Origin of the sequence: Nocardia lijiangensis NBRC 108240, from assembly GCF_001613045.1 — a bacterium.
Taxonomy (GTDB): domain Bacteria; phylum Actinomycetota; class Actinomycetes; order Mycobacteriales; family Mycobacteriaceae; genus Nocardia; species Nocardia lijiangensis.
The window spans coordinates 70,867-95,313 of sequence record NZ_BDBP01000033.1 but is presented as its reverse complement, the minus strand read 5'-3'; the positions used below and the strand labels follow the sequence as shown (position 1 = coordinate 95,313).

The window sequence follows — 24,447 nt, the reverse complement described above, 5'->3', positions numbered from 1 at the left end:
GGGCGGGCTGGTCGCGACGCTGCGTCCGTTGCGCGAGCTGGCTCGCTGGATGGACGAACATCCCACGGCACGAGGTGATCTCGCCGAGGGCGCGCCGCCGGAGCGGCTGGCGTCGGCCGTGCTGGACGGCGTGGCCCGATCCGATATCGGCGCCGCGCTGGACGCGCTGGACACCATCGCCGAGCCCGGCCGCGAATCTGCCGCCGTGCAAGGCGATGCCGTGGCTCGTGTGGTGGACGCGACGGCGCCGCTGCTGGATCTGGTCCGCACCGAATCCGATGCGGCGCTGCGCGAGGCGTGGCTGGTGCTCGCCGAGCGGTGGCCCTCGGTGCTGATCGGGCGGATCGCGGCGGTGGCCGCCGACAGCGTCCAGTTCGCCGCGCGCCTGCCCGCGATGGGTGAAGCGCTCGTGCGCTTGGCCACCATGATCGGCGCGGGTGTGGACTTCACGGCCGTCGTACGCGAACTGTACGAGATTGTCGTGCAGCTCAATTCGGCGTTCGCGCCGCTGCTGCGGACGGTACGGGACGATCTGCGCGAGGTGTCGCGGCTGCTGGGGCTGATCCCGGACGACAGCGGCGCGGTCCACCTCGCTGCGCAAGTGGTGCGGGCGCTCGCGGAGATCGACGCGCCCGCGCTGGTCGAGCAGGTGAGCCTGCTGCAGGACGACCTGTGGGGCGTCGTCCAGGCCGTGAGCGCAGGCGCGGCGCCGCTGGACATCGCGGCGCGGATGAACGCCGTGGTTCCGACATTGTTCGGCTTCGTGGCGCTGGCCGTGGACGATCTCACCGGGGCCGCGGGCGCGGAGCTGCACCGGCTCACCCGCGATGTGCTCGGCGCGGTCGGCGGGCAGGGGCCCGACGCCTTGCTGCGATTGATTTCGGAAGCGTTGAGCGCGACGGCCTTCGTCACCTCGGGTGCACACCAGAGTTACGGCCACTACGTGATCGACGCCGACGGCCGGACCGCCGTCGACTGGCTGGGGCAATGGTTCCTCGATCGCGCAATGGCCGGGTGAGGTGCGGGCCGGCGAGACGCCGTCCGCCCTGGCTTTCCGATGGGCCTCGAGCCGACGCGCCCTGGGCACCGTCACCGGCCAGCTCCTGGTGACCGCGCCGGTAGCCATCCTGGCCGCCGCGCAGTACTTCACCACCATCAACACCCCGATGCCGCCCGCCCCCGCGAAGTGATCTCCGCCCGCGTCCCACCCCGTGCCGATCGGGTGGGACGCGGGCGCACCACTCAGGCCGCCGTGGGCGTCGTGTCACCCTGACTGTCCGCCCACGCCGCGAGGGCATCGAAATCCTCGTCCAGCAGACCCTTGGCCGGATCCACCCAATGCAGCAGTGCGGCGCCGGCATGTTCGCGTTCCACGTACAGACGGTCGGGGGTGCTCAGGTCGTCATCGATCCATGCGAACGGGCGCCCGGCGGCGTGTTGCACCAGCTCCGCGGTCTTGAAGAACGTCCCGTCCGGCCCGGCCCGGTTCGTGTTCTGCCACTCGACGACCGGCAGCTCCGGTAACCCGAGCTTCGGGCCGATATGCGTGTTCGCGTCGTGCTGCCACGTTGTCGCCCACACCAGCTCGAACCGGTCGGCCAACGCCGACAACGCCGGACCGTGCGCGGGGTTCAACCACACACGCAACGGCTTGACCCGCCAATACGGCTTGCCGCCGTGCTGCGCGATCCACGTATCCGGCAGCATCCGATGCGTCTCGTAGCCTTCCGGTCGCCGATGTGGTTTCGCCGCGAACGGGTTCAGCGGGCCGTCGACGTCGATATACAGCAGGGGGCGGGCGCTCATCGGGTTGCCTACAGCACTCACACCGACATACTCCACCATCCCAGAGGCGCGACCGCACTCGAGCGATGATCGTCGCTTACGAATCAGGTTCCGTCACACCGTGATCCGGTGTCGACGCGGCGCTGTCGTCGGTCGCCGGTCCGTTCAGGCGGCGGAAACCCCACGCTGCCAATCGAAATCGACTTCGGTCGGATAGCCGTGCCTGGCGTGGTCGAAATTCGATCGGATCACCCTGGTGTCTCTGGTGAGCGCGTCCACGATCTGCCAGCCGACCGCGTGGCGATCCTTGTGCAGTTCGGAGCGGATGATCGCGGACAGCCGCACTTGCGCCGCGTGGCCGGTGCACGACAGGGTGCAGTCGAGCATCGAGCCGTCGGTCGCGGCGTCGACGAGTCCGCGCGCGACCTCCTCGACGATCAGTCCGAGCTCGGCCGCGTCGTCGGCGTCGGCGTCGGCGACCAGGGCGGTCGATTCCACGGTCGTGCGCAGCATCGTCACTCCGATGCGCCGCGCTGGTACTCGCACCGTGACCGTCTCTGTGGTCGGTCGAAGCGCCTGCGTCGATGTCATCGTGCTCACCGCCTCGGGAAACTGGGATGTGTTTGTCATCGATGACGGAGTACCCACGCGAAGGCTCCTGCCACACGCCGCGTGCCCCCCGGCTGCTCCGCCTCGCCGACGCGACCCCCGGTCGGCCCGTTTAGTGCCCGCGCGGCGGGGCAGACGGTGAGTGTCGACCGTCCCGATCGAAGGAGTCGCGATGACCGATCTCGCAGCGGATGCCGTGCGCGGTGTTTTCTCCGGGGTGGCGAGATTGCGCCACGCCCGGGTCTTGTATCCCAACGGGTTGCGCCTGTCCGGGCGGTTGCACGCCGAACCCGAGTACGAGTGGCTGTTCGGGGCGGGGGAGCGCGCCGTGCTGGGGAGGGCGTCCAAGGGCATCGGCACTCCGGCCGGGCTGCCCGATGTGCTCGGCCTCGCGCTACGGGTGCTCGACCGCGACGACCATCCGTGGGACTTCGCGCTGACGACCACCGGCCGCGGTGCGCTCGGCCGCTTCGTGATCACCCCCGCGCGCAGCTGGCGCACGGCCTGGTACGGCTGCCTGATGCCCTATCGCCTCGGCGACTCCGCGCCGACCTGGATCTTCGCCGAGCCGGACGGCCACCAACCCGAGACGCCGTCCCTCGACGCGCTCGCCGACCACCTGCGCGACGAACCCGCCACCTTCGTGCTCTGGGCGAGCGCGATCGGCACACCGGAGCGCAAGCTCGCCGAGGTGACGCTGCATCCGGTCGACCCCGGCGACTACCGGACCGACTTCTTCGACCCGATGACGAACCATCCCGACGAGGTCAGGATTCTTCCCGAGGTGATCGGCCGGTTGCGCGAACTCGCGTACGTGGGCAGCCGCAGCGGGCGTGGCGAACAGCCATGAACGCGTCGCGCCCGGCCGGTGGATCGCTACGAATGGCCGTGGTGCTGACGCTGCTCGTGGTGGCAGCCGGGTGCGGCGGTGAGGCCGAGGAGGAGCCCGCGGTCGTCCCGCCACCCGGCCCGCCACCGATCCCGGCGGTCACCATCACGATCGAGAACCTCCAGTACACGGGCACGCCGCCGATCACCCCCGGCGCGAAGATCACGGTGGCCAACCACGATCTGGTGGTCCACAGCATCACCAGCAAACGACCCGGGCTGTTCGATCACGACATCGCTCCCGGCCGGAACGTCACCTTCTCCGCGCCGGTCGAAATCGGTTCCCACCCGTTCTTCTGCGAATACCACGCGCTGATGGACGGGTGGCTGAGCGTGCGGCAATAGCCGGAGACCGTCAAAGGGGGTTTCGGTAGTAATCGCCGAAAATCGGGCGGATATGGCGAAGGTGCAGTTCAGGCAGCGTCGTCGGGTTCGAGCGGGCGGCGATAGACGCCGGGCGCGATGAGGGCGAGCTGGGAGCGCGCTGCCCAGTAGTCGAGGATGCCGGTGACCTTGCCCGGCGTCATCGTGATGCCCAGGCGCGCGAGCCGCGCGAGCAGATCGCCGACCTTGAAGACCTCGCCGGGGCGATGACCTGGCGCACCAGCCGCCGCACCGAAAGTTCCTGTGCCGCTGGCTCTTCACGCTCCGGCACGAGCGGCGGCGTGGACTCCCGGCCCCTGCACCGTCCTATGAAACATCGAATGTCCTGGACGGCCAACCGATCTCGGGCTGTTTCATGGGTGATCACCTATGAAACAGTGGACGGGAGGTTTCGCGACCCGAATTCCAGATTCTGTTGCGCTGCGAATTCGCATCCGATGCAATTGGCGGCGCTTGGAACATCCGCGAGAAAAGTCACGCTGAGAGGGTGTTTTTGAACCCTTTGTTTTCGCAGGTAGAAGGCGCTAAATGCGGGACGAACGTGATCTGGTGAGCATTCGCGAAACCGTCACGGTGACGCGGGTCCGAACGGTCGTCCATGTGAGTGGGTTGATGGCCTGATTGGCGTGGTGCAAGGTGGGCGTATGCGTCGCCGATGCGCCGCGTGCAAGGCACCGCTTCCGGCCGGGACAAATGCTGACCGGTCAGTGGTCGGCGAACAGCGCGTGCACCTGGTCGACGGCTTCGGTGCCGTAGGCCACGGCGCCCACCGGAACCGCTCCCTGGACCGCCTCGATCACCCGGGCGGTCCAGACGGGGCCGAAACCACCGCACAGTTCGATCAACTGCGCGCCGCCGTCGACCAGTCGCCGCGCCACGTCGACCACCTGGCTCGGATCGTTCACTCCGACGAATACCGAGCGGCAGCCGGGAGTTTCGACGACCGTTTCCCGAGCCGGATCACTGCCGGACGCGGTGTAGATGAATCCCCATGCGGTGAGCGCCATCTCAGTACCTCTCGAAGTGCGGTTCGGCCGCGCTATGGCGCGACCCGATCGCTCTCCAGCTGAGCCGATCGCCGGGCGTCCTGTCCACGAGGCGGCACCGGATGAGCCTGTGGCGGAACCGCACACGCCAGGTCAGCCGCTATCTCGCGGTAACGGGCAGCGGCGGAATCCGCTGTGTTCCAGACGAGGGCGTAGCGGATGCGGGCTGCCTCGGCGGCAAACGGAATCCACGACAACCCGTCGCCGGGGCGGACATCCCAGGCCGGGCGGAGAGCGAGGACATCGCCTCCGAAACCGAGTTCGGCGGTGAACAACGCTCGGCGCGGCGAACTCTCGCGAATCGCCGCGGGCTGCCAGCCCGCGCGCGTCCAGGATTCGCGGACGGCGTCGTAATAGCCCGGCGCCGCCGAACGCGCGAACCACAGCAGTGCGCTGCCCTCGAGGTCGGTCCATCGCAGTGCCTGCTGCTGTGCCAGCCGATGCCCGTCCGCTACCACTACACCGAGCTCGACATCGGCGACGACCGCATGCTCGAGTCCAGCCAGGTCGGCGGGCAGCAGGAGCACCCCGGCGTCGAGGGTTCCCGCCCGCAGCGCCGAAAGCTGTTCCGCGGTCTGCATATCGGTGATCTCGGCGACCGGATCACCCGCGGCCTGCCAGATCGCCGCCGCGAACTGAGGCGGCGCTCCGGGCGTCACAGCGACACGAAGAACGTGGCTCTCCCGCACCGAACGCTGTGCCCAGCGCGTCGCGTCCACCGCTGCCCGCGCGTGCGGCACCAGTCGCAGACCGGCTGGTGTCACCGACATTCCCGCCGCCGTGCGCACGAACAGTGCCGCACCGAGCTCGCGTTCCAGCGCGATGATCTGCTGACTCAGCGAGGTCGGCCGGATCCCGACCAGGTCGGCGGCCCGGGTGAGATTGCGCTCCTCGGCCACCGCGAGGAAATACCGCAACTGTCGCAACTCCACCCGACGACGCTAACGCACTTCAGCGGTCGGTGTCGCTGAGCTGGTCGCGGCGGATCTTTCGCAGCGAGCGGGTTTCATCACGGCCTGGTCCAGCCGCCGCAGGAGCTGCGGCATCTGCTGGTGCCCTACTACCGCACCGGCTGCGCGCACCCGGTCGAGGAGCCGATGGGCACCCTGACCACCCGCGACCGGTTCGGGCTGTTGGGCATCGACCGCGAACAGCTGCTCGCAGACTGCACCTTCCGGATGCTCGAACCGCCGGAGATCCGGGCCGGGATGGCGTTCCCGGCGACGTTCAAGGCGTTGGGCGACAAGCGGACCCAGGCCCGCGGCTACGGCAACGCCGTCACCCCGCCGCATCCGAGGTCATCGGATGCGCACTCGTCGAGGCCATCACCGGCGAGGACATCGAAAGGACCGCCGCATGACCGGCATCGAATGGACCGACACCACCTGGAACCCGGTCACCGGATGCGACCGCATCAGCGCCGGATGCGACAACTGCTATGCCCTGCTCATGGTGGGTTTCGAGAGGAGTTTTGCGAATGGTGGCCTGCGGGTTCGGTGGTCGATCCGGGGCTGTCGCGGAACTCTCGTATCTGATCATTTGTGAGAATGCGTGTCGTCGCCCTGGCTACGCTGGTCGGATCCTGACGTTGGCCATCGGTGAAGGCTGACGCCATCGGCGAGTGGGTCCGGCGCGCCTGGGTGCGTCCGGCGAACGCACTCGATTACCGATTACCGGATGGTCTGTGCGTCAGACATCTTTGGTTCAGGGCAGCGGCCGCCCGGTCACTGCGGACCAACGTCACCCCGAGGACGTCACCGGGCCCGGAGACCGTCGAGGATGAGCGAGACGACCGCTGCGGAGTCCGCTTCGGTCTCGGGGGAATGCCATTCCGCGGCGTGTGTCGGGTCGTGGAAGCGGCTCGTCGCGTTCAGGACGGCCCGTGCGATCACCTCAGGCTCGCCGGTGGCGAGGTCGCCCGTGGCGACACCGTCGATGATGATGTCCCGCAGCTGGGCGAGCAGGAAGCCGACATGGCCGGCGGACACGGTGCTGTGCTCGGCCGCCAGCACTCGGAAGGTGGCGAACAGCTCCGGGTCCTCCCTGGCTTTCGCCCACTTGGTGGCGAACATGGTGGTGAGCAGTGCTCGTAACCGCTCAGCCGGGGGCAGTTCGGAGTTGTGCGCCACGGTAGCGAGCTCGTTCCGTACCTGGTCGAGCCAGCGCCGGATCACGGCCTCGCGGAGCGCGGCCTTGGACGCGAAGTGCCGGTACACGCTGCCGTGGCTCACGCCCAGTTGCCGTGCGACGTCGAGCACCGTCGTCTTGTCTGGACCGTGACGGCGCAGGATCTCCTCGGTGGCCGACACGATCGTCTCCGCGTCGAGCGGCTCTCCGCGCATCGGGCCTCCTTGTCGGCTGGTCACGTCATCGGCCTCGTGAACCTATGTCGCCACCGAGTCGGCGGTCAAACTTTGCCATCTGACTGACAAATATTGCAATCTGTCATCACAATTCTATAAGGTAGCGGCATCACAGCACCAGCGACCAAGGAGACTCGTCATCAACACCTCCACCGCTTCCCTTGCCGGTCGCTCCGTGTCCCGGATCGGCTACGGCGCGGCCCAACTTCCGCGGCTACACGACCGTCACGACGAGGCTGTCGCCCTGCTCCGGCGTGCCGTCGAGCTGGGCGTCGACCACGTCGATACCGCCGAGTTCTATGGCTTCGGCTTCGCCAACGCCGTGATCCGTGAAGCCCTGCGTCCCGAGGACGGCGTGCTGGTCGTCACCAAGGTCGGCGCCGAGCCCAACCCGGGCGGGCGACTGCCGCTGCGGATCGCGCAGCGGCCCGAACAGCTGCGGGCCGGCGTCGAGGACAACCTGCGCAGCCTTGGCGTCGAACAGCTCCCCGTGGTCAACCTCCGACGCCTGGACACCGGCCCCGGATTGCGTCCCGAGGGCGACCAGGTGGTCGACCTCGACGACCAGCTGGCGACCATGACCGCCCTGCGTGACGAGGGCAAGATCGGCGCCATCGGCCTGAGTAGCGTCACCCTCGATGTCCTGCGCCGCGCACTGCCTGCCGGCATCGTCTGCGTGCAGAACGCCTACAGCCTCGTCTCCCGTGACGACGAGGACACGCTGCGGCTGTGCACGGCCGAGGGCATCGCGTGGGTGCCGTTCTTCCCGCTCGGCGGAGGATTCCCGAGCTTGCCCAAGGTCACCGACGAGTCGGCCGTGCACGCCGTGGCCGAGTCCCTGGACGTGACTCCGTCCCAGGTCGGTCTGGCTTGGCTGCTGCGCCACGCGCCGAATATCCTGCTCATCCCCGGCACCGGCGACGCCTCCCACCTGGAGGTCAATATGGCGGTCGGCGAGATCGCCTTCGATGCGGACACGTTGGCCACTCTCGACGCCGTCGAGTCCCGCTCCAACAACGTCGCGATCGGCGCGGCGTCGTGAAGGCCGTCGTCTACCGCGACAACGGCGGTCCCGACGTTCTCCAGCTCGTCGACTGCGAACCGCCCGTGCCCGCTCCCGGTGAGGTCCGCGTCCGGGTGGCCGTGTCCGGGGTCAACCCCACCGACTGGCAGGCTCGCGCCGCCCAGGCCATGGCGTTCCCGGAGATCACGCCGCACCTGGACGGTGCCGGTGTGATCGACGCCGTCGGTGAGGGGGTCGATCAGAGCCGGGTCGGCCAGCGGGTATGGCTGTTCATGGCCGCCGCGGGACGGGCCACCGGCACCGCCGCGGAGTTCACCGTTGTGCCGGCCGGGCAGGCCGTGCCGCTGCCGGACGAGGCCGGTTTCGATGTCGGCGCCGCCCTCGGTGTTCCCGCGCTCACCGCGCACCGTGCACTCACCGTCGCCGAGGACGGGCCGCGCCGGCTGCGGCCCGGCGCGCTGGCGGGCAAGGTGGTACTCGCCGCGGGCGGGGCCGGGGCGGTCGGGCACGCGGTGATCCAGCTCGCCCGCTGGGCCGGTGCCACTGTGATCAGCACGGTCAGCAGCCCGGAGAAGGCCCGGCTGGCCACCGCCGCCGGCGCTCACCACGTGGTCAACTACCGCGAGGGTGATCCAGTCGCCGAGATCCGTGCGATCGCGGCTGATGGCGTGGACATCGTCGCCGAGGTGGCGCTGGGCGTGAATCTGGCCCTGGACCTGGCCGTGCTGCGGCCGCGCGGCACGATCTCGACCTACGCCAACGACGGTGGTCATCCGGTCGAATTGAACGTGCTGCAGAACATGGTGCGCAACACCCGCCTGCAGTTCCTGGTGCTCTACACCGCCGGTCCTGACGTTCGCGCCGCGGCCGTCGAAGACGTCGCCGCCGCCGTCGGTGATGGAGCCCTACCGGTTGGCGAGGAGCACGGCCTGCCGCTGGTCCGCTTTCCGCTCCACCGCACCGCGGATGCCCACCGGGCAGTCGAGGGCGGCGCGGTCGGCAAGGTCCTGGTCGACGTCATGTCGTGACGGTCCTCCGGCCCGCTCGTTATGTAGGTCAGTGCGGGCCGCGCCCTTCACCCAGGCGGACGCTCTGCCACTGGGTGTGTGCGGTGATCGACGACCCTCGCTGCGGGGCCGCGAGACATCGGATTCCATCCCGACCACAGCGTGACCGATGATCGTGACGAGGTGATCTACCTTGTTCGCGACGCCCTGCAGCCGCATAGCGCGCGTTCGAAACGGCCACGGCTGGATGTCAAGCAGGACCGTGGCGGTCATAGACATCGGAACAGTGTGTCGCGCATTCGTAGGGGCCGATAGCCGGTCGGCCCGAGCTGGGCCAGCTCGGCGTCGATGTCTACCTCGATGGCGCCGAAGAAGTTGATGTTCTCGCTGTGGGCCGGGGACACGTGAGCCAGCACCTCGTCATCGACCCGGCGGCCCTCACGCCGCATCTGCTCCACTGCGAGACCGAAATATTCTGTCGTCCAGGCGATGACCGCATTCGTCGCCAGGGTCAGGCACCACATTTGTTCGGCCTGGTCCTCGAGATGCCGTGCCCGGATCATGCCCTCGTGGGCATAGAGCAGGTCGCGTTTGAGCGCGTGGACCGACTCGCCCCTGTTGAGCTGGCGAGCGATCTTGCGCCGGTAATCCGGATCGGACAAATAGCGTGCGGCGTAGATCGTACGACGAAGGGCCCCATACTCTTTCAGCGCCGCAGCCAGCGCGTTCTGCCGCCCCGACGCCGACAGCTTCCCGACCAGCAGCGACGCGGTCGCGTGCCCGAACTTCAGCGACCCGGTCAGACGAAGCAAATCATCGTAGTGCTCGCCGATCAGGTCGAGATTCAGTTTGCGGGTCAACAGCGGCCCAGCGTGCGGGAACTGCGACTCGATCTGCGAGCGCGACCCTGGCCGGTACAGGGTGATCTTGCCCAGATCCCGGATGCGGGGCGAGAGCTGCATGCCGAGCAGGTCGAACAACGCAAAGTTCACCAGGGTCACGCCATGAGTATCTGTCGCGTGCTCGGTGATCGGCAGATCCTTGGCGTTGCCCAGGATCTCGTCCAGCACATAGTGCGCCTCGCGCCGCGTCGTGACGATCACCTTGGTGCCGTAGGTGGTGTGCTGATCGGTGAGCCACGTGTAGGTAGACAGGCCCTGGTCGGCGAAGAAGTGCGGGACCGTGCGGGCGGTGGTCGACTTGCCGCGGGTCGGGAACCGCTGCCCGTCGCTGGACGACAGGGTGCCGCCACCGAAAATCGCGGTGAGCGGCAATCTTTGGTGGTAGTCGATGATCGCCAGATTCGCCGCACGCAGCGTCTCCTCCCGCACATACCATTCCTCGGTCCACCGCAGAATGTCGTAGGAGATGCCGCAGGCGTCGGCCATGCTGCGCAGCCCGAGGTTGGTCGCGTTGGCCAGCAGGACCGCGATGAGGTTGCGTTTCAGGTCGGAGCTGCGGGCGTGCTTGCCGGTGGCGTGAGTGAAACAGTCCAGGTAAACGGTGCGGTTGTCCAGCTCGATCAGCAGCGACACGATCGGCGCGAACGGCAGCATCTCGGTCAGCTCCGCCTTCAGCACCTTCGCCTCCGCCGGCACGTCTTCGGCGGTCAGCGGTGAGATCACCAGATCACCCTCATCATCGAGACGGACCGGGCCATCACCGTCGGCGAGTATCTTCTCCAGCTCACCGACAGACTCGTGTAGTTCATCGACCGCGTCCGCCAGCGCTCGGGCCGGATCAGCGGATTTGCCGACCAGACGGCAGAATTCGGCGCGCTGAGGCTCCCACTGGGCCGGGGTGAGCAGATACGCCGCCGGATCGGCATACCGGCGCGAACCAGGCACGAACACGTCCCCGGCGCGCAGCCCGTCACGCAAGCCGAGCAGTACGCACAGCTCCCAATAGTGCCGGTAGGCGGTGGGATTGCCGGAGCGGCGGGCCTCCTCGAGGTAGCCGCGCCACTTGGCGGGTACGAACCCGGTCGGAGCCTCGTCGAACACCTTGCGGCGGCCGGTGGCGATCAGCTCACGCAGCATGGCCACCGCGATCAGCAGCTCGGTCGCCGCGATGCCGCCGGCGAACCCGACGCTCGACAGCACAGCCGGGGTGAACTGGCGAAGATAGGAGTACGAGGTGTTCAGGGCCGGCCAGATGCCCGTGATCACGCGGCAGCCGGGGTTTGGCCTGCGCTATCGCCGCCCGCAACCGCTCCCACCCGATCCGGTCCCCGCGGATCAGGCCGCCGATCTGTTCATCGGCGATCGCCGCGTCGGTGACGATCGCCAGCAGCTCGTCCAGCAGGGCTTGCCGGTCCTCACCAGACTTGCCGCGTTCGGCCAGCTCGTCTTTCATCCGCCTTTCGGCGGCACTGAATTTCGCCGAGATCGCCTGGTCGAACAACGCGACCACTTCATCGAGCACATCGGCGGCCGACTGCGCCAGCACCGTGAGCAGGATCGGATGACGCCGCTGCGGCTCCCGCCGTTCCAGTGCCTGGCTGGTCAGGCGGCGGCCCATCGTCGCCAGGAACCGGCGTCGCTCGGCGGGCAGCACCGACATATCGAGGCGGTCGGCGCCCAGGGTGCGCAGGAACCCGAGCTTGTCGACCTCGGCCTTCACCGCCGCTGCGGACGCTTCCACCGGCCCGGTCGCAAGCCACCGCAACCGCGACATCTTCAGCGAGACATCGGTGACCAGCAGCCCGTCCAGCTCCGCGCACCGCTGCGGCGTGAGTTCGTGCGCCAGCCGGTCATAGGTTTCCCGCTGCGCTTGCTCGCGGGCGTGAGCAACGTGCTCCACTAGCACCACCGGGCCCGGCCGGATCACCTTCGCCGAGATCAGTACTCACACACCAGCCGGAACAGCAGCGTCGGGGAATCGTGCTCCATCGCCCGCGCCAGCAAGAACTCATCCAGCTCTTTCAGCTCCATCGTCCCCGCGCCCCGCCAGCCCAGATACTGCGCCACCAGGCGCAGATGATCGGTCCGTGTCTGCGCTCGACGGCCGTAGGAACCGATCTCGCCCGCATCGACATCCAGCTGGGAAGCCAACCGGGCCACCGCCACCGGCGGCGCCGTCGACACCTTGGCCGGCACGAACCCCAACCACGGCAGCGTGCACAGCGCCACAGACAGACCAAGTCGATCCGCCGGGCCACGGCCCCGGCCCGGCGCGATGAACGCCAAGTCCGATGGGGTCAGCTTGAAAAACCGATACAGCTCCTCACGGCTGATCTCCGGGAACCCCCGCAGACGCGCCAACTCCTCGTCCGCGAACACCCGCGTCGCCACGAACCCCGACCTCCACCACGCCGACAAGCCACATCAGCGCCAAGCCAAGCACTACCAGCCCAAACACGCATCCCCAGCACGAAACTAGCTCGATACCAACGGATTACGTATATCCGTTGTTTTTTCGGCGATTACTACCGGAACCCCCAAAGGCATTGCCCACGTGGGCAACTGGCGTGGCTCCGAGGCGATGCCTCCGACGTTCGTTTCACGCGCCGATCGCGCTGGCCAGGTGCGGCCAGGATTCGTGCAGATCCCTTTCGAACAATCCCCAGGTGTGCGAGCCGGTCGGACGTTCCACGTGCACGGCGGGGATGCCGAGCTGGGCGAGCCGACCGGCGAACGCCGCGGTGCACGCGTTCGCGATGGCCTCGATGGGCGGGAACGGCAGGCCGCGGTCGATCGTGCCGGGCAGGCCGGAGCCCGCGGACAGGTAGACGGTCTTCCCGGCCAACGCGCCGGCGCGGGCGAAGGCGTCGTGTGCGCGCCACCCGTCGCCGCCCGGCGGGCCCCACATGTTGGCGGGATCGGCGCCGCCGCGACCCACCTGCGCGGTGACGAAGGCGATCCCGAGCGGGTCCGCCGCCCAAGGGCAGCCGCTGTAGGCGGCGACCGCGCGGTAGCGGCCGGGGGCCTGGATGGCGAGGTCGACCGCGGAGGCCGCGCTCATCGAGACACCGGCGACGGCATTGCGTCCGGTGGCGCCGAGCCGCTCGTCGACGACCGCGGGGAGTTCTTCGGTGAGGTAGGTCTGCCAGCGATTGCGGCCGAGCGCCGGGTCGTCGGCCTGCCAATCGGTGTACATGCTGAACGCGCCGCCGACCGGCATCACCACGTTGACGTGCTTGTCGGCGAAGAACCGCGCCACGTCGGTGTCGTCCCACCAGGAGATCCCGTCCTCGCCGCCGCCGATGCCGGTGAGCAGATACAACGTCGGCGCGGGCCCATCGCCCGCCGCGGGAATCACGCGATTGGTCACCACGGCATCCATGGACGGCGAATACACATCCATCCGCACCGCCGCCGCACCGAGCGGCGCCTCACCGACCACATGCGCCGCCGGCGCCGCGGACACCGGCCGGACCGACACGAACGACAGACCAACGCCCACCGCGACGACACCGAGAAATACGAGCACGTACTTGCCAACCGTCACTGCACCGGGATACCCGCCCCGAGATCACATCTACCGCAACCAGTTTCATCGCCACCAGGATTGGGGTCTTGCGAAGGCCTGTCATGCGTGCGAATGCCGCTGGACCGCAGGCGGATTGCGACGCCGGTGACAGATGCCGTCGACGCGGGCCCAGCGGCCACCACGGAGGTGCATCCGGCTCTCGGCTGACCGGACACGCTCGCACCGTCGGTCATGGTGCGAGCACACTGTGCTTCACCCTCGTTCAGTTCTGTGCGGAGGCCTTGCGCAGCAAGAGGGTTCGTTCGCGCTGGTTCTCGGTGAGCTGGGCGGCGGTCTGGAATGCGGTGCGCGCCTGGTCGCGGCGGCCGACTCGGGCGAGTAGTTCGCCGTGGGTGGCGTGTAGCAGGTGATAGTCGGCGAGGCGTCCGTCGGCGATCAGGTCGTCGATGATGGATAGTGCGGCGGCGGGACCGCGGGCCATGGAGAGTGCGACGGCGCGGTTGAGTTCGACTACGGGGGAGGGGTGGAGCCGGCCGAGTGCGTCGTAGAGCAGGACGATGAGCTCCCAATCGGTGTCGGTGACCGAGGCGGCCACCGCGTGGCATTCGGCGATCCCGGCTTGCAGCGCGTAGGGGCCGCGGCCCCGGCCGAGCCCGTCGCAGCGCGCCAGCGCGGCTCGCCCGCGGGCGATAGCGCCGCGATCCCAGCGCCGCCGGTCCTGATCGGCCAGCAGCACCGGATCGCCGTGCGCGTCCACCCGCGCGGGGAAGCGGGCCGCGGTCAGCTCCATCAGCGCGACCAGTCCGTGGACCTCCGGCTCGCGTGGCACGAGCCCGGCGAGAATCCGGCCCAGCCGCAACGCTTCCCGGCTCAGCTCCGGGCGCATCCACTCCGATCCCGTTGCGGCGGTGTGCCCTTCGTTGAACATCAGATACAGCACCGCGAGCACGGCGCTCAACCGCTGTTCGAACTGCGCCCGCGGCGGCAACTCGAAGGGCGCCTTGGCCGCGGCGAGTGTCTTCTTGGCGCGCACGATGCGCTGCTGCACCGTGGCCACCGGGAGCAGGCAGGCCCGCGCGATCTCCGCGCTCGACAGCCCGCCGATCACCCGCAGCGTCAGCGCGACCTGCGCGGGCCTGGACAGCACCGGATGGCACGAGATGAACACCAGTCGCAGCAGGTCGTCATCGATGGCGTCCGGGTCCCACGGCAATTCGGGCTCGTGTCCCTCGGTGCGCTCGGTCGCGAGTTCCCGCGCGAGCGCCGCCAGCCGCTCGTCGTACCGCTGTTGCCGCCGCCAGCCATCTACGGCACGGCGTTTGGCGACCGTGGTGAGCCACGCCGCGGGATTCCTCGGCACCCCGCTGTGCGGCCACTGGGCGAGCGCGTCGGCGAGCGCCTCCTGGGCGAGGTCCTCGGCCGCGCCGAAATCCCCGACCGTGCGTGTCAGCGTGGCGATGATCCGACCGGCCTCGATCCGCCAGACCGCCGCGACGGAGCGCCGTACCGATTCCCGATCCGGTGGATGCGGGCGGCGCTCCGGCTCGGTGTCGGTCATCGGTCAGCTCTTGCGCTGTTCCAGCTCGTCGCGCCAGGCGGCCTCTTTGCGGATCCACTCGTTGTCCGCGGGGAAGTCCTCCATCTCGTGGACCCGCCGCACCTCCATCTTCGAGCCGCGGCCGAGCGGCGCCCGCTTGGCCCATTCGATCGCTTCCTCCTTGGAGGACACGTCGAGGATCCAGAAGCCGCCGAACAGCTCCTTCGTCTCGCCGTACGGGCCGTCGGTGACCATCGGCGGATCCTCGTCGTAGTCGACGACGAATCCCTGGTCGGGCTCGGCGAGCCCCTCGCCGCCCACCACGACGCCCGCCTTCATCAGGGCCTCGTTGTACTTGCCCATGGACTCGATGATCTCCTCGAACGGCATGTTCTTCGCCGCCTCCAACGCCTCGTCCGTCGAGCGCATGATCAGCATGTACTTCACAAGTAACTCCTTCCGTCGGGGCCGTCCTTCGACCCTGCCACTGATGACGTCGAACGAGAAGCCGCCGGATCGACACCTTCCGCGAATTCTTTTCCGCGGATTCCCGGCGCAGCGCCTCCCGCGTGCGCCGCCCGCCTCGGTCCACTGTCTCGCGCGCGGGTGTTGCGGGCGCTGTACTTTCGACGGAATGAGTGCGTTGTTGGGCCGGACGTTTCGCCGGGTGCAGCATGTGGATCACGCGGTGACCGGTGCGGTGGCACGGATTCCGATGTCGGCGGTGGACCGGGGCATGGTGCGGCTGACTCGGGCGGCGGATCGCGGTGTGTTGTGGACGGTCGTCGCGGCGGCGCTCGCCACCCGGCAGGGCGCGACGCGCCGGGCCGCGTTGCGCGGCGTGGTGTCCGTGGCAGTCGCCAGCGTGACCGTCAACGTGGTGCTCAAGTCGCTGATCGCCCGCCGCAGGCCCGCCGCCCAGCTGTTGCCGCCGCATCGGCGGCTCGTCCGGGTGCCGACCTCCTCGTCGTTCCCGTCCGGGCACAGCGCGAGCGCCATCGCGTTCGCGACCGCCGTCGCGCTGGAGAGTCCGCGCACCGCGGTGGTGGTGGCGCCGCTGGCCGCCACCGTCGCCTACTCCCGTATCCACACCGGTGTGCACTGGAGCTCGGATGTGGTTGTCGGCGCGGCCGTCGGCGCCGGGGTGGCGATGGCCTCGCGGCGCTGGTGGCCGGTGCGCGAGTCGGACGAGGCCGCAGCCCACGCGGTGCGCGAGGTGCCGATGCTCGTCGAGGGCAAAGGGCTTGTCGTGCTGGTGAATCCGGCGTCGGGCGACCCCGGCTACGACCCGACCGACGACATCGCCGAGGCGCTGCCCGCGGCGACCGTGTTGCGCACCGAACCCGGTCGCGACTGCATCGAGCAGTTCGAGGAAGCCCTGGCGGCGCGCACCGAGCGGGCGTTCGCGGTGGGCGCGGCGGGCGGGGACGGAACGATCGCCGCGGCGGCGGCGGTGGCACTGCGCCACCAACTGCCGCTGGTCGTCGTCCCCACCGGCACCCTGAACCATTTCGCCCGCGACCTCGGGGTCTACGACCTTCGCGAGGTGGTCGACGCCACCGGCGCGGGCGAGGCGGTCGCGGTCGACATCGCGAGCGTGGAACTCGACACCGAGGACGGCGCGCGCACCCACTACCTGATCAATACCGCCAGCCTCGGCGCCTACCCGGATCTGGTGCGGCTGCGCGACAAATGGCAACCGCGGTGGGGTAAATGGCCCGCGTTCGCCGCCGCCCTCGTGGTCGTCCTGCGTCGCGCGCAGCCGGTCCGCATTCGCCTGAACGGGCGCTGGCACGACGTGTGGTTCCTGTTCATCGGCAACGGCGCCTACCATCCGCACGGCGCTGTGCCCGCGTTCCGCGCTCGTCTCGACGACGGCCTGCTCGACGTGCGCTGGCTGCGCGCCGATCTGCGGTTCTCCCGGACCAGAGCGGTGCTCGCCCTGCTGCTGGCCGCCATCGGCCGCAGCAAGGTCTACAACGAACTGCAAGTGCCCGAGCTGATCGTGCAGGTGCGCGACCCGGAAGCGGTGGCGGCCGACGGTGAGGTCCTCGGCGAGGCACGCAGTCTGCGCTTCTCGGTGGCGGGCCAGGTCGCGGCCTACCGCCGCGACGAGGACAACCCGCGCTGGGCAGCACGCCCACGCCCGCACCACCGCAGGCCATTTCGCTGGCGAGCGTGATTCACATCCGCGACAATTGCCGCGGGGTCGCCACTGTGGAGTCGGTCCGCAGCCGAAGCGAAGGCCACCTCCCAACGCACCGGGAGGTGGCCTTCGGCATATCGAGGCGGAATGAACGGCGGCTATGGCTGCGGGCTAGCTGCTGCCGAACGATCCGGTGGGCGGGAGCTCCTGCCGGAAGATGCGCGGGCCCGGGCCGGGGAAGTCGCGGTCCGGCCCGCGGAACTCCACGCGCGGTCCGCCCGGGCCAGGGTGGCCGGGGAACCCTTGGGGCCCCGGATGCGGATGGCTGGCATTGTCGAGCGCGATGCCTTCCGACACCTGCGTGATCTGCGCTTCGGCACTGGCGGTGGCGGCCACGGCGGCCGACGGAATCGTCACCAGGGCGCCCGCGACGGCGACCCGGACCGCTCCTCGGCGGATGTTCGTCTTGGAAAGCACTCGGAATTCCCTTCTCTCGGAGCGTGAGTCGCGGTGACTCACCTCTCCTATCGAAGGCTGCGGTGCTGTGACCGGGGTGCGATGAGTCTGGTAGTCGGCTGTGAGCGGCGGGCTTTCCTGTGAATCAGCGGCTCATGTTGCGCGGCAACAGATCCCACACCGACGATGCGCCGACGAGAGAAGGCGGACTCTGCCACAGGGGCTCACTTCCTGGTGAGTTCGAGGGCGATGTCGACGATCATGTCTTCCTGGCCGCCGACCAGGCCTCGGCGTCCCGCTTCGGTGAGCAGAGTGCGGACGTCGACACCGTAAGTGGCGGAGGCGTTTTCGGCGTGCCGTAGGAAGCTGGAGTAGACCCCGGCGTAGCCGAGGGCCAGGGTTTCCCTGTCGACCTGCACGGGCCGGTCCATGAGTGGGCGGACGAGGTCGTCGGCGGCGTCGGTGAGCGTGTCGAGATCCGCGCCGTGCTTCCATCCGGTGAGGTCGGCGACCGCGACGAAGGCCTCCAGCGGGGTGTTGCCCGCGCCCGCGCCGAGCCCGGCCAGCGAGGCGTCGACCCGGGTCACGCCCTCCTCGACCGCGATGACGCTGTTGGCGACGGCCAGCGACAGATTCTGGTGCGCGTGAATGCCGATCTCGGTGTCCGGATCGAGCACGGCGCGATAGGCGCGCACCCGCTGGCGCACGCCGCTCATGGTGAGCCGCCCGCCGGAATCGGTGACATACACGCAGTGCGCGCCGTAGGACTCCATCAGGTGCGCCTGCTGAGCCAGCCCGGCCGGGCTGTTCAGGTGGCTCATCATCAGGAATCCGGAGACGTCCATGCCGAGCTCGCGGGCGTAGGCGATGTGCTGCGCGGCGATGTCGGCCTCGGTGCAGTGGGTCGCCACTCGCACCGAGCGCACGCCGAGTTCGTAGGCGCGGCGCAGATCCTCGATGGTGCCGATGCCCGGCAGCAGCAGCGTGGTCAGTCGGGCAGTGGTGAGCGCTTCGGCCGCGGCGGCGAGCCATTCCCAGTCGGTGTTGCTGCCCGGCCCGTAGGTGAGACTGCCGCCGGACAGGCCGTCGCCGTGCGCGACCTCGATCGCGTCGACGCCCGCCGCGTCGAGCGCGGCGGCGATGCCCGCGACGGTCTGCGGGGTGATGCGGTGGCGCAGCGCGTGCATACCGTCGCGCAACGTGACGTCCTGGAGGAAAACCTTGGTCATCGCACTGTCTCCCTGGCTCGGGCGATCTGTTCGGCGACGCGCAGCGCCGCGGAGGTCATGATGTCGAGGTTCCCGGCGTAAGCGGGGAGATAGTGGGCGGCGCCCTCGACCTCGAGGAACACCGACACCTGGTGCGTCACCGGCCGGTCGCCGACGAGGGTGCGCATCGGGGCGTCCTGCGGCACCGGCGTGATCTGGATGTCCTGCTTGAGCCGGTACCCAGGGACATAGGCCGCGACGGACTCGACCATGGCTCGGATCGATTGCCGCACCGCGTCTTCGGCGCGCCGCTCCGGATCGTCGATGAGCGCGAGCACCGTGTCGCGCATGATCAGCGGCGGTTCGGCGGGGTTGAGCACGATGATGGCCCTTCCCCGTTCGGCGCCGCCGACCGCGGCGATCGCCGCGCTGGTGGTCTCGGTGAATTCGTCGATGTTCGCGCGGGTTCCCGGCCCCGCCGACTTCGAGGCGATCGACGCGACGATCTCGGCATAGGGGATCGGCGCGACGCGGGAGATGGCGGCGACGATCGGAATGGTCGCCTGCCCACCGCAGGTGACCATGTTGACGTTGCCCGCGTCGAGGTGCGCGTCGAGGTTGACAGCCGGGACGACGAACGGCCCGATCGCGGCCGGAGTGAGGTCGATCAGCCGTTTTCCATGCGGGGCAAGGGCTTCGGTGTTGGCGAGATGCGCGCGCGCCGAGGTCGCGTCGAACACGATGTCGATCTCGGCGAAATCGGGCATGGCGATGAGGCCCTGCACGCCGTCGGCGGTGGTGGGCACGCCGAGGCGCGTCGCCCGCGCCAGACCGTCGGAGGCGGGATCGATGCCGACCATCGCGGCTATCTCGAGGGTATCCGAGAGGCGGAGCACCTTGATCATCAGATCGGTGCCGATATTGCCCGAGCCGATCACGGCGACCTTGGTGCGGGTCATGCGGTTTCCTCCATGGTGAAGCCGACGGTGCCGAGAGACTGTGCGCCGAAGTGGATTTCGGAGTGGACGTGCGCGCCGGGACGCAAGGGCGCCATCGGGCCGAGCGCGCCGGAGAGCACGATCTCGCCCGCGCGCAGCGGATCGCCCAGGGCGCGCGCGGTGCGGGCCAGCCACGCCAACGCGTTCAACGGGTCGCCCAGACACGCGGAACCGGTTCCGGTGGAGACGATCTCGCCGTCGACGCGCATGCTCATGTCGATGTCGCGCGGCTCGAAATCGGCAAGAGACAGCCGCCGCTCGCCGAGCGCGAACCATCCGCTGGACGCGTTGTCGGCGACGGTGTCGCCGAAGGTGATGTCCCACCGCGCGATGCGGCTGTCGACGATCTCCAGCGCGGCGACCGCGTAGTCCACCGCGTCGCGCACGCTGACGGCGTCGAACTCGTCGGCGTCGAGATCGGCGGCCAGCACGAAGGCCAGTTCCGCCTCGATCTTGGGTTGCAGCAGGCGCGGCCGATCGGCCGCCGGAGTGCGAACGTCCATGTCGGCGAACAACACTCCGAAGTCCGGCTGGTCGACGCCCAGCTGTCGCTGCACGGCGGGCGCGGTGAGGCCGATCTTGCGGCCGACCACGCGCGCCCCGGATTCGACGCGCCGCCGGACGCCGAGCCGCTGAACCGCGTACGCCGCCTCCATGTCGTCGCTGCCGATGAGATCGCGCACGGGCGCGGCGGGCTCGCCGGTGCGCGCGGCCGCGGCGAGCCGTTCGGCGGCGGCCAGGACCGCGGGGCTTTCGGTCACGGTCGAGGTCATCGGGACTCCTCGTAGTCGGGGGTGGTCACGTGCTCCACGGTGAGCTCGGGTTCGGGCGTCCGGTCCGCTCCGGTGCGCAGGTGCAGCTGGCGAACCAATTCCGCGACCAGTGCCGCGCTGTCGCCGCGCCGGGCGGTTCCGAAGACGAATCGATCGGGCCGCAGCACCATCACGTCGCCGCGGCGGACTCCGGCCTTGCGGAACCAGCACGCCAGTTCGCCGGTGTGGTCTTCGATGTCGGCCACTTGGTCGCTGCCGCCGCGTCCGTCGCCCGGCCTGCCCTGGGGACGGCCGCCGAGCGGATAGACCGTGACGAAGTGGCAGTCGAGACCGTCCAGCACCGCAAGGTCCTCGGCGCTGCACGCCGCACGGGGGTCGACGCCGTAGCCGAGCACCGCGAATCCCAGGCCGAGGACGTCATCGAGGCGGCGGTGCCTGCCGTCGTAGGTGCGCACCTGCGGTTGCGGCGCGAGGGTGCCCTCGACCCCGCGCAACCCGCGCCGAGGCAGACCCAGATAGGCGCCGCGGCGGAAGCGGGCTTCCGGCTTCATCTTCGCCCCGCGCATCCAGCCGCCCAGCCCCGGCGTGCGCAGCGCGGTGGTGAGCGTGATGTCGCGGATCCGGGCCGCCACGGGATTGTTCACGGAGACGAGGTTTTTCATCCACACCGACATGGTGATCATCGCCTTGGCGTGCGGGCGGCGCTCGGCTTCGTAGCTGTCCAGGATCGCCGGGTCGGCGCCGTAGCGCAGGATCGCGGTCAGCTTCCAGGACAGGTTGTCCGCGTCGCGCACACCGGAATTCATGCCCTGCCCGATGAATTGGGGTGTCATGTGCGCGGCGTCGCCCGCCAGCAGGATGCGCCCGTCGCGCCAGTCGTCCGCGACGACCGCATTGAACGTGTACACGAGTTTGCGCAAGACCTCGACCTCGTCGGGGTTCACGAACCGCGAGATGTGCGCCCGGACGTTGCCGGGGTCCTCCATCTCCTCCTTGGTCTGGGTCTCCCGGAGCATGAACTCGAAACGGTGGTGCCCGCCCGGCTGCGGGCAGGACACGATCGGCAGCTCGGGCTCGCAGACGAAGTTGAAATACGGCAGGTGCCGGAACGCGTCCACGCCCTCCTTGGCCTTCAGATCCACCACCAGCCACCGCTCCGGGAAGCTGGTGCCGGTCATGTCGATGCCGAGCCGCGTGCGCACCACGCTGCGGCCGCCGTCGCAGCCGACGAGGTACCGCGCCCGCACCCGCTCGGAGGTCCTGCGGTCGGGCTCGGTCTGGTTCTTGCCGTAGCCGGTGCCCGCGCTCTCGGCGTGCTCGACGCCGACACCCGTGGCGTCCTGGTCGAAGTCGACGACCTCGCGGCCGCGTCGCACGGTGACGTGCGGGTAGCGCTCGAGCGCGCGTTCCAGGCTGGTCTCCAGATACGGCTGATAGAGGAAGTTCACCACCGGCCAGCCGAGGGTGCGCTCGACCTGGTTGAACTGCGCGAGCAGCGACCCGTCGGCGCGCACCCACTGGACCGTGGAATCGAGGTTCATATCGGCGGCCAGTTCGTCTGCCGTACCAGCGGTTTGGAAGATCCGCATGCCCTCGTCGTCGGTGTAGACCGCGCGGGCCAGGCCGTAGTACTCCGGTTCCCGCTCCAGCACCAGCACGTGCACGCCGCGGCGGCCGAGCAGGTTGGCCAGGGTCAGGCCGGTCGGCCCGAGTCCGACGACTACGACGTCGTAGTCGAATGCACTCATCGCGCAAGTCCTCCCGACAGTTGCGGCACGGTGATCTCCGGTGTGCGTACGGTCTCGACGGCGCAGCGGAACTGGGCGAACTTGTCCAGCACCGTCTGCCCGACGGTGCCGTGGCCCCAGATGCTGATGCCCTGATAGGTGCTCGGTTCCCAGGTCGACTCGCATTCGGGCTTGATGACGATCGGATTCCAGCCCACTTCGAGTTCGAAGCCGGACGGCGTCACGCAGTAGTAGGACAGCTCCCGGTCGTTGGTGTGCTGGCCCACCGACCACGCCATACGGAACCCGAGGTCGGTGACGCGCTGGAAGGAGGCGAGCATGTCGTCCAAGGTCGCGGACTGAATGTTGATGTGCTGCACCCGCGTTCGGATCGGGTCGATCTTCACGCCGCGAATGTTGGCGATCGCGATCGAATGGTGACGCTCGTTGACCCGCAGGAAGCGGATCTTCATCCTCAGTCCCGAGACGTTCTCGTCGATGAAATCCGACAGGCGCGAATCGAAGACCGTGCGGTAGTAGCCGCACATCGCCTCCGGCTCCCTGGACACGATCGCGACATGACCCATGCCCGCCTCGCCGGTGACCCAACCGGAGCTCAGCATCCGCAGCGGCTCCGCCGTGGTCACCGCCGTCGTGAAGATCTCGGTGGCAATGCCTTTCGGGCCCGGGAAGCGCCAGAGCCGCTCCACGCCGCGCAGGGCCGCCTGTTCGGGCGTGCCTTCCGCGAGGGGGACCCCGCGGTCGGCGATCCGGGCGACGATCCGGTCGAACGTCTCGTGATCGTCGACCTGCCAGCCCAAGGCCAGCACGTCTTCGGCAGGGCCGCGCTCGATCAGGAAGCGGCAGGACCGGTCGTCGAGCCGGAAGCGCATGGTGTCGGCGTCGAGCCGGTCGACGTGCATGCCGATCGCCAAGGCGCCGAAGCGATCCCAGTCGGTCAGCCGCCGTGACTGGACCACGACGTAGCCCAGGTGCACCGCGCCGAACACCGAGCCGTCGGTGTTCGGGCGCAGGAAGTCGGTCATGGCCTCGCCTCCAGGAACGTGGTCGCCAGTCCGTTGAACAGGTCAGCGCGCTCCCACTGCACCCAGTGGCCGGTCCGTGCGGCCAGGAACAGGTCGCAGTTGGGCATGCGGTCGGCGAGCATGCGCCCGCCCTCGGGCCGGTTGACCTGGTCTTCGGCGCCCCAGATCACCAGCGTCGGGTGGTGCACGGTGTTGAGCCGGGCATCCCGGGTGAAGTCCATCCGCCACACCGTGCGCAGCCCCGACGGCCTGCGCAACGGGGGATTCGCGATGACCTCGGGATCCAGGCTGTCCCGGTACCGCTCGTCGATCAGCTCCTCGGTGATCGCGCTGGCGTCGTAGACCAGGTGCTCGCGCACGAAGGTGGCCAGCTTCTCCCGGCTCGGGCCGTCGCCGCCGTAGTAGGCAAACAGGGACTGCAAGCCCTTCGTCGGCAGTGCCCGGGTGGTGCCGACGCCGCCGGGGCCCATCAGGATCAGCCTGCCGACCTTCTCGGGCCGGTCCATGGCCAATCGCAGCGCGGCGGCGCCGCCGTAGGAGTTGCCGACCAGGTGCGCGCTCGGCAGGTCCAGCGCGTCGAGCAAGCCGCCGACCGAGGACGCGAGATCGCCGAACGGATCGGACTGGTCGACCCGCTTGGTCGACCGTCCGTATCCGGGCATGTCCGGGACGATGACCCGGAAGCGACGCGCCAGTGCCTCGATATTGCGCGAGTAGTTCGAGAGCCCGGACGCACCGGGGCCGCCGCCGTGCAGCAGCACCACGGCCGGGCCCGCACCGAACTCGGCGAGGAAGATTTCGCGGTCGCCGACCCGAACCGTCCGCTCGGCGCCGACCCCCTTGTCGATGCTTGTCACAGCTACCTCCACAGTTAGATGATGAAATCATCAGTTACGAGGAAACTGTTTGTCAAGAGAAAATGATGAGAACATCAGAAAAGATGGCGGCCTCAATGTCGGAGATTGGGAGCCAGGTGGGGTGCGACGCGGGATGAGGCGGCGCGATGCGGAATCGTCGCT

Annotated in this window: 22 protein-coding genes and 2 pseudogenes; 8 read left to right on the top strand and 16 right to left on the bottom strand. The window is 69.0% G+C overall.

Annotation, left to right across the window (positions count from 1 at the left end; translation table 11 throughout):
- Together NL1_RS38155 and NL1_RS39000 are read left to right on the top strand one after the other, a co-directional pair.
- Positions 1–1,018 (top strand): hypothetical protein (locus tag NL1_RS38155; RefSeq protein WP_162272728.1); only part of this gene is annotated, 1,018 nt, incomplete at its 5' end.
- A 1-nt stretch (position 1,019) separates the two neighbouring features.
- Positions 1,020–1,190: a hypothetical protein gene (locus NL1_RS39000; RefSeq protein WP_218024405.1), complete on the top strand. Its 171-nt coding sequence runs from the start codon at positions 1,020–1,022 to the stop codon at positions 1,188–1,190.
- A gap of 52 nt (positions 1,191–1,242) precedes the next feature.
- On the opposite strand, the gene NL1_RS13570 is transcribed toward NL1_RS39000, so the two are convergent.
- Both NL1_RS13570 and NL1_RS13565 read right to left on the bottom strand, forming a co-directional pair.
- Positions 1,243–1,827: an HAD domain-containing protein gene (locus NL1_RS13570; protein WP_245673235.1), complete on the bottom strand. Its 585-nt coding sequence runs from the start codon at positions 1,825–1,827 to the stop codon at positions 1,243–1,245.
- A 123-nt stretch (positions 1,828–1,950) separates the two neighbouring features.
- Positions 1,951–2,298 carry a hypothetical protein gene (locus NL1_RS13565; RefSeq protein ID WP_156094831.1) on the bottom strand — a complete coding sequence of 116 codons (348 nt, stop codon included), beginning with the start codon at positions 2,296–2,298 and terminating at the stop codon, positions 1,951–1,953.
- A gap of 268 nt (positions 2,299–2,566) precedes the next feature.
- Here NL1_RS13565 and NL1_RS13560 point away from each other — a divergent pair, with 268 nt between their 5' ends.
- Entirely contained in the window at positions 2,567–3,244 is a 678-nt protein-coding gene (locus tag NL1_RS13560) for a phosphodiesterase (RefSeq protein WP_067838854.1), read from the top strand.
- 32 nt (positions 3,245–3,276) lie between these two features.
- The gene (locus NL1_RS13555) at positions 3,277–3,627 is read left to right on the top strand and encodes a cupredoxin domain-containing protein (RefSeq protein WP_067838851.1); all 351 of its coding nucleotides are present in this window, start codon (positions 3,277–3,279) and stop codon (positions 3,625–3,627) included.
- 743 nt (positions 3,628–4,370) lie between these two features.
- On the opposite strand, the gene NL1_RS13550 is transcribed toward NL1_RS13555, so the two are convergent.
- Together NL1_RS13550 and NL1_RS13545 are read right to left on the bottom strand one after the other, a co-directional pair.
- A complete protein-coding gene (locus NL1_RS13550; RefSeq protein WP_067838848.1) occupies positions 4,371–4,673 on the bottom strand; it encodes a DUF6506 family protein in 303 nt (100 codons plus the stop codon).
- Positions 4,674–4,705: 32 nt separating this feature from the next.
- The gene (locus NL1_RS13545) at positions 4,706–5,644 is read right to left on the bottom strand and encodes a LysR family transcriptional regulator (RefSeq protein ID WP_067838845.1); all 939 of its coding nucleotides are present in this window, start codon (positions 5,642–5,644) and stop codon (positions 4,706–4,708) included.
- 424 nt (positions 5,645–6,068) lie between these two features.
- Between NL1_RS13545 and NL1_RS37515 the strand changes: the two are divergent.
- Positions 6,069–6,164, top strand: a pseudogene (locus NL1_RS37515) (DUF5131 family protein); the annotation flags it as partial.
- Positions 6,165–6,466: 302 nt separating this feature from the next.
- Here the strand turns inward: NL1_RS37515 and NL1_RS13535 are convergent.
- Entirely contained in the window at positions 6,467–7,054 is a 588-nt protein-coding gene (locus tag NL1_RS13535) for a TetR/AcrR family transcriptional regulator (protein ID WP_067838839.1), read from the bottom strand.
- Between the two features lie 196 nt (positions 7,055–7,250).
- Here NL1_RS13535 and NL1_RS13530 point away from each other — a divergent pair, with 196 nt between their 5' ends.
- A complete protein-coding gene (locus NL1_RS13530) occupies positions 7,251–8,117 on the top strand; it encodes an aldo/keto reductase (protein WP_307622639.1) in 867 nt (288 codons plus the stop codon).
- The gene (locus NL1_RS13525; protein ID WP_067838833.1) at positions 8,114–9,127 is read left to right on the top strand and encodes an NADPH:quinone reductase; all 1,014 of its coding nucleotides are present in this window, start codon (positions 8,114–8,116) and stop codon (positions 9,125–9,127) included. Before NL1_RS13530 ends, NL1_RS13525 begins: the two co-directional genes overlap by 4 nt.
- Positions 9,128–9,375: 248 nt before the next feature.
- Here the strand turns inward: NL1_RS13525 and NL1_RS40020 are convergent.
- The 4 genes and pseudogenes from NL1_RS40020 to NL1_RS13505 form a co-directional block, all read right to left on the bottom strand.
- A pseudogene (locus NL1_RS40020) lies at positions 9,376–12,399 on the bottom strand (Tn3 family transposase).
- Positions 12,400–12,607: 208 nt separating this feature from the next.
- Entirely contained in the window at positions 12,608–13,555 is a 948-nt protein-coding gene (locus NL1_RS13515) for an alpha/beta hydrolase (protein WP_444980019.1), read from the bottom strand.
- Between the two features lie 244 nt (positions 13,556–13,799).
- Complete coding sequence (locus NL1_RS13510; RefSeq protein ID WP_067838830.1) at positions 13,800–15,095, bottom strand: RNA polymerase sigma factor; 1,296 nt, start codon at positions 15,093–15,095, stop codon at positions 13,800–13,802.
- Between the two features lie 3 nt (positions 15,096–15,098).
- A complete protein-coding gene (locus NL1_RS13505) occupies positions 15,099–15,521 on the bottom strand; it encodes a YciI family protein (RefSeq protein WP_067838827.1) in 423 nt (140 codons plus the stop codon).
- Positions 15,522–15,708: 187 nt separating this feature from the next.
- On the opposite strand from NL1_RS13505, the gene NL1_RS13500 reads away from it, so the two are divergent.
- On the top strand, positions 15,709–17,256 hold the full coding sequence (locus NL1_RS13500) for a bifunctional phosphatase PAP2/diacylglycerol kinase family protein (RefSeq protein WP_067838825.1): 1,548 nt from the start codon (positions 15,709–15,711) through the stop codon (positions 17,254–17,256).
- Between the two features lie 135 nt (positions 17,257–17,391).
- On the opposite strand, the gene NL1_RS13495 is transcribed toward NL1_RS13500, so the two are convergent.
- The 7 genes from NL1_RS13495 to NL1_RS13465 all read right to left on the bottom strand — a co-directional run bounded on the left by NL1_RS13495 (position 17,392) and on the right by NL1_RS13465 (position 24,276).
- Complete coding sequence (locus NL1_RS13495) at positions 17,392–17,697, bottom strand: hypothetical protein (protein WP_067838822.1); 306 nt, start codon at positions 17,695–17,697, stop codon at positions 17,392–17,394.
- 203 nt (positions 17,698–17,900) lie between these two features.
- On the bottom strand, positions 17,901–18,905 hold the full coding sequence (dmpG, locus tag NL1_RS13490; RefSeq protein ID WP_067838819.1) for a 4-hydroxy-2-oxovalerate aldolase: 1,005 nt from the start codon (positions 18,903–18,905) through the stop codon (positions 17,901–17,903).
- Positions 18,902–19,843, bottom strand: coding sequence for an acetaldehyde dehydrogenase (acetylating) (locus NL1_RS13485; protein WP_067838817.1), 942 nt, complete (start codon positions 19,841–19,843; stop codon positions 18,902–18,904). The genes dmpG and NL1_RS13485 overlap by 4 nt, the downstream gene beginning before the upstream one ends.
- Positions 19,840–20,655 carry a 2-keto-4-pentenoate hydratase gene (locus tag NL1_RS13480; protein ID WP_067838815.1) on the bottom strand — a complete coding sequence of 272 codons (816 nt, stop codon included), beginning with the start codon at positions 20,653–20,655 and terminating at the stop codon, positions 19,840–19,842. Before NL1_RS13480 ends, NL1_RS13485 begins: the two co-directional genes overlap by 4 nt.
- Positions 20,652–22,403 (bottom strand): bifunctional 3-(3-hydroxy-phenyl)propionate/3-hydroxycinnamic acid hydroxylase MhpA, encoded by a 1,752-nt coding sequence (mhpA, locus tag NL1_RS13475; protein WP_067838812.1) that lies wholly within the window; start codon positions 22,401–22,403, stop codon positions 20,652–20,654. The genes NL1_RS13480 and mhpA overlap by 4 nt, the downstream gene beginning before the upstream one ends.
- Positions 22,400–23,428, bottom strand: a complete 1,029-nt coding sequence (locus NL1_RS13470) for a VOC family protein (RefSeq protein ID WP_067838809.1) — start codon at positions 23,426–23,428, stop codon at positions 22,400–22,402. Before NL1_RS13470 ends, mhpA begins: the two co-directional genes overlap by 4 nt.
- Positions 23,425–24,276 carry an alpha/beta fold hydrolase gene (locus tag NL1_RS13465; RefSeq protein WP_067838887.1) on the bottom strand — a complete coding sequence of 284 codons (852 nt, stop codon included), beginning with the start codon at positions 24,274–24,276 and terminating at the stop codon, positions 23,425–23,427. The genes NL1_RS13470 and NL1_RS13465 overlap by 4 nt, the downstream gene beginning before the upstream one ends.
- Between the last annotated feature and the right edge of the window lie 171 nt (positions 24,277–24,447).

What these genes read in the sequence shown, in the direction of transcription:
- NL1_RS13550 (WP_067838848.1), bottom strand. Translation starts at nt 4,673, where the DNA reads ATGGCGCTCACCGCATGGGGATTCATCTACACCGCGTCCGGCAGTGAT.
- NL1_RS13535 (WP_067838839.1), bottom strand. Translation starts at nt 7,054, where the DNA reads ATGCGCGGAGAGCCGCTCGACGCGGAGACGATCGTGTCGGCCACCGAG.
- dmpG (WP_067838819.1), bottom strand. Translation starts at nt 18,905, where the DNA reads ATGACCAAGGTTTTCCTCCAGGACGTCACGTTGCGCGACGGTATGCAC.
- NL1_RS13485 (WP_067838817.1), bottom strand. Translation starts at nt 19,843, where the DNA reads ATGACCCGCACCAAGGTCGCCGTGATCGGCTCGGGCAATATCGGCACC.
- mhpA (WP_067838812.1), bottom strand. Translation starts at nt 22,403, where the DNA reads ATGAGTGCATTCGACTACGACGTCGTAGTCGTCGGACTCGGGCCGACC.
- NL1_RS13560 (WP_067838854.1), top strand. Translation starts at nt 2,567, where the DNA reads ATGACCGATCTCGCAGCGGATGCCGTGCGCGGTGTTTTCTCCGGGGTG.
- NL1_RS13565 (WP_156094831.1), bottom strand. Translation starts at nt 2,298, where the DNA reads ATGCTGCGCACGACCGTGGAATCGACCGCCCTGGTCGCCGACGCCGAC.
- NL1_RS13480 (WP_067838815.1), bottom strand. Translation starts at nt 20,655, where the DNA reads ATGACCTCGACCGTGACCGAAAGCCCCGCGGTCCTGGCCGCCGCCGAA.
- NL1_RS13510 (WP_067838830.1), bottom strand. Translation starts at nt 15,095, where the DNA reads ATGACCGACACCGAGCCGGAGCGCCGCCCGCATCCACCGGATCGGGAA.
- NL1_RS13500 (WP_067838825.1), top strand. Translation starts at nt 15,709, where the DNA reads ATGAGTGCGTTGTTGGGCCGGACGTTTCGCCGGGTGCAGCATGTGGAT.
- NL1_RS13470 (WP_067838809.1), bottom strand. Translation starts at nt 23,428, where the DNA reads ATGACCGACTTCCTGCGCCCGAACACCGACGGCTCGGTGTTCGGCGCG.
- NL1_RS13555 (WP_067838851.1), top strand. Translation starts at nt 3,277, where the DNA reads ATGGCCGTGGTGCTGACGCTGCTCGTGGTGGCAGCCGGGTGCGGCGGT.